Genomic DNA, 8,337 nt, shown 5'->3' with positions numbered 1-8,337 from the left:
AATTTTTTGGGACTATACACTACACTTCAGCCGGAAATCCGGCTAAATATGCTGAGAGAATTAAAGAGGCTGGAGTAAGGGTAATCCATAAAGTATCGAATTTGAGGGAGGGAAAGAAGGCAGAGGGTGCGGGGGTTGATGCTGTCGTAGCAATGGGATACGAGGCGGGTGGAATTATAGGTAGAAGCGGGATTTCTTCCTTCTGCCTCATCCCAGAGCTTGCAGATAACCTCAACATTCCCGTAATCGCGGCTGGTGGGATTGCAGATGCAAGAGGGTTTGCTGCGGCAATGATTCTTGGGGCAGAGGGTGTTGAGATAGGCACAAGGCTGCTCGCAACAAAGGAGTGTCCAGTTCCCGGCAAAATCAAGGAAGCGGTGCTGAAATCAACATGCGACTCAACGATTGTTCTGGAAAGCCCTGTTGTCATGCGAGTTCTCAGACCTGAACTTACCGGTTCTGACAGTCCAGCACCAGCAGGACAGGTTTCAGGAATTATAAAGGAGATTCTGAGCGTAAAGGAGGTCATTGAAAGAATCGTTGACCAGAAATTCGTTGAGTTTTAATTTATTCACAGTAACGCCTGAGCTCACAGTATTTGCACTTCCAGCTGTCCTTAGTTTTCAGAGCTTCCCTTTCTCCCGTCCAGTAAGCTCTCGCAAAGTCAATGATTTTCTCCAGCCAAGCTTCGTCAACCCTGAACTTCACCTCACCTACGACTTCTCCTCTCCTCTGTCTCTCATATATCAACCATATCGTGTCCGAAAGGGATGGAAGTTCCATTATTTTTGTTGAAATCTCACGAGAAATACTCATTATTTCCCGATTTCCTATCCCAGCCTTCTCCGCGAACTCTCTGCTTATTCTGACTCCTTCCTTTAACCCGTAAGCAGCTTTGAGGTTTTCGGAGTAATCCTGTCTCTTCAGCATTCCCAGCATCCTGTGGTAAAGCATTGCCTGTATTCTGTGGTGAAGGTTTGCAGGGATTCCGCCACTCCTTCTGGTTTTTCTCTCGACTATCTGCACCTTTCCGCCTCTAAGTTTCAGCTCATCCACAGAACCTGTGAGAAACCACTTCCAGTTTTCCTGAGATATGTTGGCTACGAGAAAGACTTCCCTCGCAATCCCGTTCTTGTAAAACTGCGAAAGGCTGACATTGCTGAAGTAAACCTGCAATCCAAGCCAGTCAAGAAAGTTATCTACCTCGGGCAATGAGTCCCTCAAAGCCATTTCTCTGTGCGCCTTCTCTCCCACAACCATAGCATCGTTTTTGATTTCAATCCCGTGCATGAGTTTGATCTCAAGCTTCTTTTCACACCAGAACTGCTCTACAATTCTGCTCACAGCAATCCTTTTGGCAAACCTCCTCTTTACTTTCGAAAGTTTCAAAGGATCACCTTAGGCATATGATAGCACTTGTATTTAACGATGTTCCTTAAACCACTCTCGCTATAATCTCTGCAAATATCGCCAGAAGAAGGGTTGCACTTACCAGTGCATTTGTGTAGAAGAAAGCTATCTGGATTTTAGCCTCATCATATCCACTTCTGACAATAAAATGCTCGTAGAAAAGAAGGGCGGCGATTAAAGGTAAGAAAAAGACTGCAACTTTGGCATCGTAAAGGAGAAGAGCCAAGGAAATAATGGTAAAAAAGACAATATGACTGAGCCTCGAAAGCCATAGAGCAGCTTTAACCCCGAAGTGAGCTCCAACAGAGTGAAGACTGTTTTTTCGATCAAAATCAACATCCTGCAATCCATAAATCATGTCAAAGCCTGCAACCCAGAACATGACTGCCACACCTACAAGCGTGGGTATAAACTCGCTGCCGAAAACATCAATGGAGTCTGTAACCGCTATCCACCCACCAAGCGGGGCGAAGGCGAGGTTAAGGCCAAGAACGTAGTGGCAGAGGCAGGTGAACCTTTTCAGATAGGGGTAAATGTAGGCTGTTACTGCTGGAATGGGAGAGAGCATGAGGGCTGTTGTGTTAATCAAAGCTGCTGAGACAAAGTAAACAGCTAACGCAATAAAGGCTATGGTATATGCTTCTCTAAGGCTGATCAAGCCAGCTGGAAGATGTCTTGATGCCGTTCTTGGATTCCTTGCATCTATCTCCCTATCAATGATTCTGTTGAAGGTCATTGCTGCCGTTCTCAATCCAGTGAAGGCTGTGAATACGAGTATGGCGAGCTTAAGCTCGATAATACCTTTGGCAGCAAGAAAGGCTCCGGCGTAAGCGAATGGAAGGGCGAAGAGGGTATGCTCTATCTTAATGAAGTCCAGATACATTCTAATTCGCTGCATTCTGTATCACACCCATGACCTTCTCGTGCAACTCTCTCAAAACCTTCCTCCTGTCCTCCATCAGAATAACATCCTGCTCGCCGAGCAGGTACATGTTGAAGGCGAAGGGACTTGGATAGGGTGTTCTGACGATGACGAGTTCGATTTCCCTGCCAACCCTCGAAAGGTAGTCAATCGCATCCTCTATGTTCATCGCATCCTCCATTATCTCCCTGTAGGTCTCCCTCAACACGGGGAAATCAGGATAATAGCGCTTTAAAAAGTTCAGGATTGAGTCAGAGCTAAGCTGCTGTCTCCAGACACTTTTCTCTCTGCCCATATAATTCCTGAGAACCATCAGACTCCTAACTGCGACATGCCTGAACCTTCTCCTGAGAATCTCCGTCCTGTCAAGTGCCCTTCTCAGATGATCCTCAAAGTTGGGCAGCATGAACAGGCTCTCTATCTCAGCATCGCTCAACCTCCTGTTAGGTGGGAGTATAAGGGCGAATCCGTTATCGTTGACACCCATCTGAACGTTGCAGTTCTTTATAAGCCCGGCTCTGTAAGCAAAAACCCTCGCTATGGCACTGTTAGCTCTCCTTCCCACGAGAGTATGGAAAAAGTAGTAATTCTTCTCCCCCTCATACTTCTCGACCACCAGCTTTTCGTCCGTCGGTATCTCGCTGAACAGCTTCTGCTCCATGAAGTACCGGTAGATGGCGTTGGCAGCATTCCTTTCGATCTCAAATTTTTCCATGAGGGTCTCAATTATCTCCTCTCTGCTTAACTTCTCAAGGCTCTTCTCCATCCATCCTCTGAAGTTCCTTATTCTTCCTGCCAGATCGTAGCTCAAAGGTAGCTGCTCGCTGAACCAGCTTGGGACTGTGGGCTTTTCCCCTTCAACCTCCTCGACGATGATGCTCATCCCCTTGGCCTTCAAAAACCTGAATGTCTTGCCAGCGAGAACAAAGATGTCACCTGCAACGAGGTTCTCTGCAAACTCCTCCTCTACCTTCCCAACCCTCTTACCATCCTTTGTGATTACCTTCACCGCCACCTCATCGGGTATTGTGCCGGTGTTGAGATAGTAGATTGGTCTTATCATCTTCCCTCTTCTCCCAAAAACCCCTTCCTCCTCATCGAACCAGATTTTCGCATAAACCCTCTTCTTCTCAAGTTCTGAAAAGCTGCCTGAGAGGTATCTCAGGACTGAGATGAATTCCTCCTTTGTCAGGTCTCTGTAAGGATAGGCATTTCTTATCAGAGCAAGGGCTTCATCAACACTCCAGACCTTCTCAATAGCCATACCAACAACATGCTGACAGAGAACATCGAGGCACTTTCTGGGAATCTTAACTCTGTCCAGCCTCCTCTCCCTCGCCTCCTTTGCCAGAACTGTGCACTCGACAAGATCATCCTGATCCACGACGACTATCCTGCCTACACTAACTTCATGCAGTCTGTGCCCGCTCCTCCCTATTCGCTGCAGCGCTCTGTTTATGCTCTTCGGCGAGCCGAGAAGTATTACGAGGTCTATGTAGCCGATATCTATACCAAGCTCAAGGCTTGTGGATGAAACTACGCATTTAAGAGAACCACTCTTAAGCTCATTCTCAACCTCAAGCCTCACCTCCTTTGATAGGGAGCTGTGATGGGCTTTTATCGGAATATCCTTTAACCTCTTCTTGAGGTGATAAACAACCCTCTCCGTCGCACTCCTCGTGTTCGTGAAGATGAGAGTAGTCTTTGATTTCTTCACATATTCTGCCAGCAGATCATAGAGTTTCTCACTTATTTCTTCTGCAGTTGCCGAGAAAAAGTCGTTTATCGGCGAAACGACCTTTATATCCATCGGTTTCTCGAATGTCACATCAGCAACGATGCAGTCCCTCTCAACACCGTAATCATAACCAACCAGAAACCTTGCAACCTCATCGAGGGGAGATATGGTTGCTGATAAGCCAATCCTTATCATCTTCCCCTTCTGCACCCTCTGCAGCCTTTCGATGGAAAGAGAAAGGTGAACACCTCTTTTATTCTCCGCAATCGCATGAATCTCGTCAACGATCAGATATTTTACTTCTGAAAGGGATTTGCTGAACTTGGGGCTGCAAAGAACGATGGCAAGAGTTTCAGGGGTTGTTATCAGGATATGGGGTGGCTTTCTCATCTGCTTCTGTTTTTCCGACGCATCCGTATCTCCTGTTCTCACCCCCACCCTGATCTTCTGGAGTTTAACACCCTTGCTCTCCGCAATATCATATATTTCCGAAAGGGGTTCTTCGAGATTTTTCTTTATATCGTTGTTAAGGGCTTTGAGGGGGGAAACATACACCACATAAACCCTATCCTCAAGCTCCCCCTTCTCAGCCCTCTCTATGAGCATGCTTATTGCAGCAAGGAAGGCTGCAAGGGTTTTACCGCTACCTGTCGGAGAAGTGATAAGGACGTTGTTACTCTTAAAAGCCTCAACTATGGCGTAGCGCTGAGGAGGTGTGAATTCCGAATACTTGGAAAGAAACCACTCTCTGACAAGAGGGTGTAGTGCTGACAGTATTTCCTCGTCGCTGTATGGCTTTCCTTCTATGATCACAAAACCTCTTTTTCAGCATTGCAGAAAAGTATTTTGTGCACGCTGCGTAATGGCAAATGTGAACTTCTACGCAACTCTTTGCCCCGGACTTGAAGATGTTGCGGCTGAGGAAATAGAGAAATTAGGCGGAAGAGTAATTGAAATTAGGCAAAACAAGGGAAGAGTATTTTTTGAAGGAAGCAGGAAGATGATCCCAGCAATAAACTCCTATTCAAGAATCCTTGAGAGGTTGAATGTCCTTCTTTACCGTGGGAGGTTCTCAGACCTAAATGAAATTTACTCTGCTGTGAAAAAGCTCGATTTTGAATTTCTAAAGAGGAAAACTTTCGCAGTGAGGAGTATGAGGACAGGAGTGCACAATTTTACCTCGGTTGACGTTGCAAGGGTTGCTGGGCAGGCGGTTATTGACAGCTTTATGGAAAGCTATAGAGAGAGGCTGAAAGTAAATTTGAATGCGCCTGATGTAATAGTTAGGGTGGAGGTTGTTGACGATGAGCTTTTTGTTGGTGTTGACACCACAGGCGATGATGCACTGCACAAGAGGTGGTGGAGAGTTTACAACCATCCTGCCCATCTGAACGCTACCATAGCCTGTGCAATGCTCATATTAGCGGAGTGGAATGTGAAGAAATCTCTCATTGACCCGATGTGCGGCAGCGGAACCATACCGATTGAGGCTGCCTTGATGGGGAGAAATGTCCCAAACAGGAGGAGCTTTGCATATCAGAAGCTCTGCAACTCTGATCTTGGATTTGGAGAAAGTAAGAAAAAAATGGAGCTTTACGGAGTTGAGAAGTTCAGGAAGCATTTAGAGGGGGCGATTAGGAACGCTGAAAATGCGGGTGTGGCTGACACAGTTACCTTTTCTCAGGGAGATGCTACGAAAATAGAGGGTATTTATGATGTGATAATTACCAACCCGCCTTACGGGCTCAGGATATGGAAGAAGGGTATGATCAGAAAGCTATACGAGAAATTTGCCGAAGCTGCAAGAGACTGCATGCATGATGAGTCGAGACTTGTAGTAATAACGGTGGAGCACAGGATTTTTAGGGATTGTGCTTCAAAAGTGGGATTAAGCCTTTTACATGAGAGATTCGTAAAATATGGCGGATTGCTCACGAAGGTTATGGTTTACTCTTTGATCTGATCTCTCTCAATATCGTGAACCCATACTTCCCCATTCTCATAAACCTCCTTCTTCCATATGGGAAGCTCCTCCTTCATCAGCTCCACTGCCTGCTTCAGGGGCTCCCAGATATCCTTTCTATGCTCACCCATAACGGTTATGTAAACAATGTCTTCGCCCGGCATCAGAATGCCTCTTTTGTGATACACTTTCGCGTTAACAATTCCGGGCATCTTCTTAATTCTCTCTTCGATCTCCCCAGTCTTCTTTCTCAGCAAATCGTCGTATGCTTCATACTCAAGCTGCCTGACAATTTTGCCTTCAGACTGTCTCCTAACAAAGCCTATGAATACGCCAATAGCCCCGCATCTTTCAACACCTTCTACACACTTGGTTTTCAGGACGACCGACTTCAGAGACTCTATTTCCGGTGCTCCAAGAGCCTCTTCAACCGTCTTCACCCTCGGAATTCTGAAGCCCAGCCCCTTCTCCAGTCCTTCAAGCTCAAGATCGAAACCAATAATCGCCGCGAAGTCAAATCCGAGGTCAGCAAGGGTTTCAAGAGCCTCTCTTATGTTTTTCGGCCCTGCAACCATTCTGAGTGATTTTCCAATGAGAGCACAACACTCCTCCTCTCCATCACCCTTTCTGACTTCAACAACCTTTCCAATTTCAGAAAGTTCCTCCTTAAGCTTATCCCAGTTTTCAGGAACGAAAATTTTCATAAACATCCCCTCATCCGTTCAAAAACCTCCATACCGCAGAAGAGCGGTTGAACGACGTGATACTTTATGTCAACCCTCCGTCCATCAACAATGATCTCTGCACAGCTCGCAGCGGACAGTCTTGGCCGTGTGGGGCTTCCAGGGCAGACAATGATTCTTCCCTTGATCTCCTCAAGGACGAATCTGTGGAGATGTCCGAAAACTAAAACATCGGCATTCATCTCCATTGCCTTGTATCCCAAGTCGTGGAACTGATTGATGTAGTTTCCCTTGTGAATCAGACCAAACTTAACTCCTTCAATTTCAAAAACAATCTCTTCTACCAGCTCTTCCTTAATTTTATCCTCATCACTGTTTCCGTAAACCGCATAGAGGCTGTAATCTGCAAATTTTTTGTAGATCGAATAGCTGTGAAAGTCCCCTGCATGAATTACGAAATCCGCATTCTCAATCAACTCAACCAGCTTTTCCGGAAGATTCCAGCTGCCAAGGTGGGTGTCTGCAACAGCAACAATCCTCTTCATCAGAAGAAATAGCCGGTAAAGGTTAAAAACGTTGATGGCAACGCTTTGCAATGATAAGGCTAAGCCAGCTCACAAGTTACCTAACCTGTCCGAGACTGTGCTACTACAGAATCCATTTTGGGGAAACAAGCTTTACGGAGATGACCGCTGCAAGGGAAATATACTTCAGCCTTCGACAAGGTTTCGACTTCGAATGGGCGAAGAAAAGGGCTGAGTCCTTGCATGACGGCTTTGATTGCGAGATTTTTAACAGAGTTGCCGAGAAATTCGTGTATATGGATCACGGATATAGAAGCATTGAAATTGACGCTTTAATAAAATCTGAAGCTTTAAATCTGCTGGTGAGCGTTGAAGAGGTGGCGGAGGTGGGAGAGGACAAACTACCACTTTTTCTCAGCCTTTACCCACCGGAAAAGGGTGTTTGGAGGAGGGATCTGATAAAAGCTGGAGCTGCTTCTTTGGCTGGTGGATTCAGGGAGGCACTGTTTTACTATGCCTACACCGGAGAGTTGAGAAGAGCTGAAGCCACATTTGGTATCAGGAAGAGAGTCCTGAGGCTGATGGAAAGGGTCAAGCTGATACAGAGGGGTTTTCTACCTGAAAGAAGAGAGAGCGGATACTGCAACTACTGTAGCTTCAAGGAGGATTGCGAGAGCAGGCCTGAAACCTTTGCTTCAAAGTTTCTTTAACTCTGCTTCTTATTCTGGATTGTTAACCCCCAGGTTTTCCAGAAAGTTTAACCAATAAAGAACCTCGCCTCCTCAATCCACTGACTCTTGCATCTTGGACATTTTGTAGCCTTAACTTTCTCAAACTCGAAGCCGCATTTCTTGCATTTCGGTGGTTGCATCACGAGCCTCTTCCCCTTTCTTTTGAGAACCTTTGCAGCCTTGGTTATTGCCGCATAGACTTCCTTTTCCCTTTCAGGTTCGATCCTTAGGATTGCACATATCTCCCTTGCTGTCAGACCACCTTCAGATTCGAGAAGGTCTATTATATCTTCGATCAGAGCCACAGCGAACTTTAACTCACAAGCTTATAAGTTTGTTTTTGACTGTGTATAGTCCCAAAAAATT

9 protein-coding genes are annotated in these 8,337 nt (G+C 46.0%); 3 read left to right on the top strand and 6 right to left on the bottom strand.

Features of this window, described 5'->3' with window-relative positions; translation table 11 throughout:
- Nucleotides 1-566: NAD(P)H-dependent flavin oxidoreductase (locus BP688_RS03495; RefSeq protein ID WP_290624507.1), on the top strand; the 566-nt coding region annotated here is incomplete at its 5' end.
- Nucleotide 567: 1 nt separating this feature from the next.
- On the opposite strand, the gene BP688_RS03490 is transcribed toward BP688_RS03495, so the two are convergent.
- From BP688_RS03490 to BP688_RS03480, 3 genes are read right to left on the bottom strand one after another with little or no spacing between them, the layout of a single operon-like run.
- Nucleotides 568-1,389, bottom strand: coding sequence for a PD-(D/E)XK nuclease family protein (locus BP688_RS03490; protein WP_290623275.1), 822 nt, complete (start codon nucleotides 1,387-1,389; stop codon nucleotides 568-570).
- Between the two features lie 46 nt (nucleotides 1,390-1,435).
- Nucleotides 1,436-2,308 (bottom strand): UbiA-like polyprenyltransferase, encoded by an 873-nt coding sequence (locus tag BP688_RS03485; RefSeq protein WP_290623277.1) that lies wholly within the window; start codon nucleotides 2,306-2,308, stop codon nucleotides 1,436-1,438.
- A complete protein-coding gene (locus BP688_RS03480; protein ID WP_290623278.1) occupies nucleotides 2,295-4,883 on the bottom strand; it encodes an ATP-dependent helicase in 2,589 nt (862 codons plus the stop codon). The genes BP688_RS03485 and BP688_RS03480 overlap by 14 nt, the downstream gene beginning before the upstream one ends.
- A gap of 58 nt (nucleotides 4,884-4,941) precedes the next feature.
- Here BP688_RS03480 and trm14 point away from each other — a divergent pair, with 58 nt between their 5' ends.
- Entirely contained in the window at nucleotides 4,942-6,033 is a 1,092-nt protein-coding gene (gene trm14, locus BP688_RS03475; RefSeq protein ID WP_290623280.1) for a tRNA (guanine(6)-N2)-methyltransferase, read from the top strand.
- Here trm14 and BP688_RS03470 read toward each other — a convergent pair.
- Entirely contained in the window at nucleotides 6,018-6,737 is a 720-nt protein-coding gene (locus tag BP688_RS03470; protein WP_290623282.1) for a molybdenum cofactor biosynthesis protein MoaE, read from the bottom strand. The two genes, trm14 and BP688_RS03470, sit on opposite strands and share 16 nt — an antisense overlap.
- A complete protein-coding gene (locus BP688_RS03465; RefSeq protein WP_290623284.1) occupies nucleotides 6,734-7,261 on the bottom strand; it encodes a YfcE family phosphodiesterase in 528 nt (175 codons plus the stop codon). Before BP688_RS03465 ends, BP688_RS03470 begins: the two co-directional genes overlap by 4 nt.
- A 50-nt stretch (nucleotides 7,262-7,311) precedes the next feature.
- Between BP688_RS03465 and BP688_RS03460 the strand changes: the two genes are divergently transcribed.
- Nucleotides 7,312-7,950 (top strand): PD-(D/E)XK nuclease family protein, encoded by a 639-nt coding sequence (locus BP688_RS03460; protein WP_290623285.1) that lies wholly within the window; start codon nucleotides 7,312-7,314, stop codon nucleotides 7,948-7,950.
- A gap of 47 nt (nucleotides 7,951-7,997) precedes the next feature.
- Here BP688_RS03460 and BP688_RS03455 read toward each other — a convergent pair whose 3' ends face one another.
- A complete protein-coding gene (locus tag BP688_RS03455) occupies nucleotides 7,998-8,276 on the bottom strand; it encodes a transcriptional regulator (protein WP_290623286.1) in 279 nt (92 codons plus the stop codon).
- Nucleotides 8,277-8,337 lie beyond the last annotated feature (61 nt).

This window comes from Archaeoglobus sp. UBA230 (genome assembly GCA_002507545.1).
In the GTDB taxonomy this organism is placed as follows: Archaea; Halobacteriota; Archaeoglobi; order Archaeoglobales; family Archaeoglobaceae; genus Archaeoglobus.
Note: the sequence above shows the minus strand (reverse complement) of the source record. Positions and strands in the feature narration are given on the sequence as shown.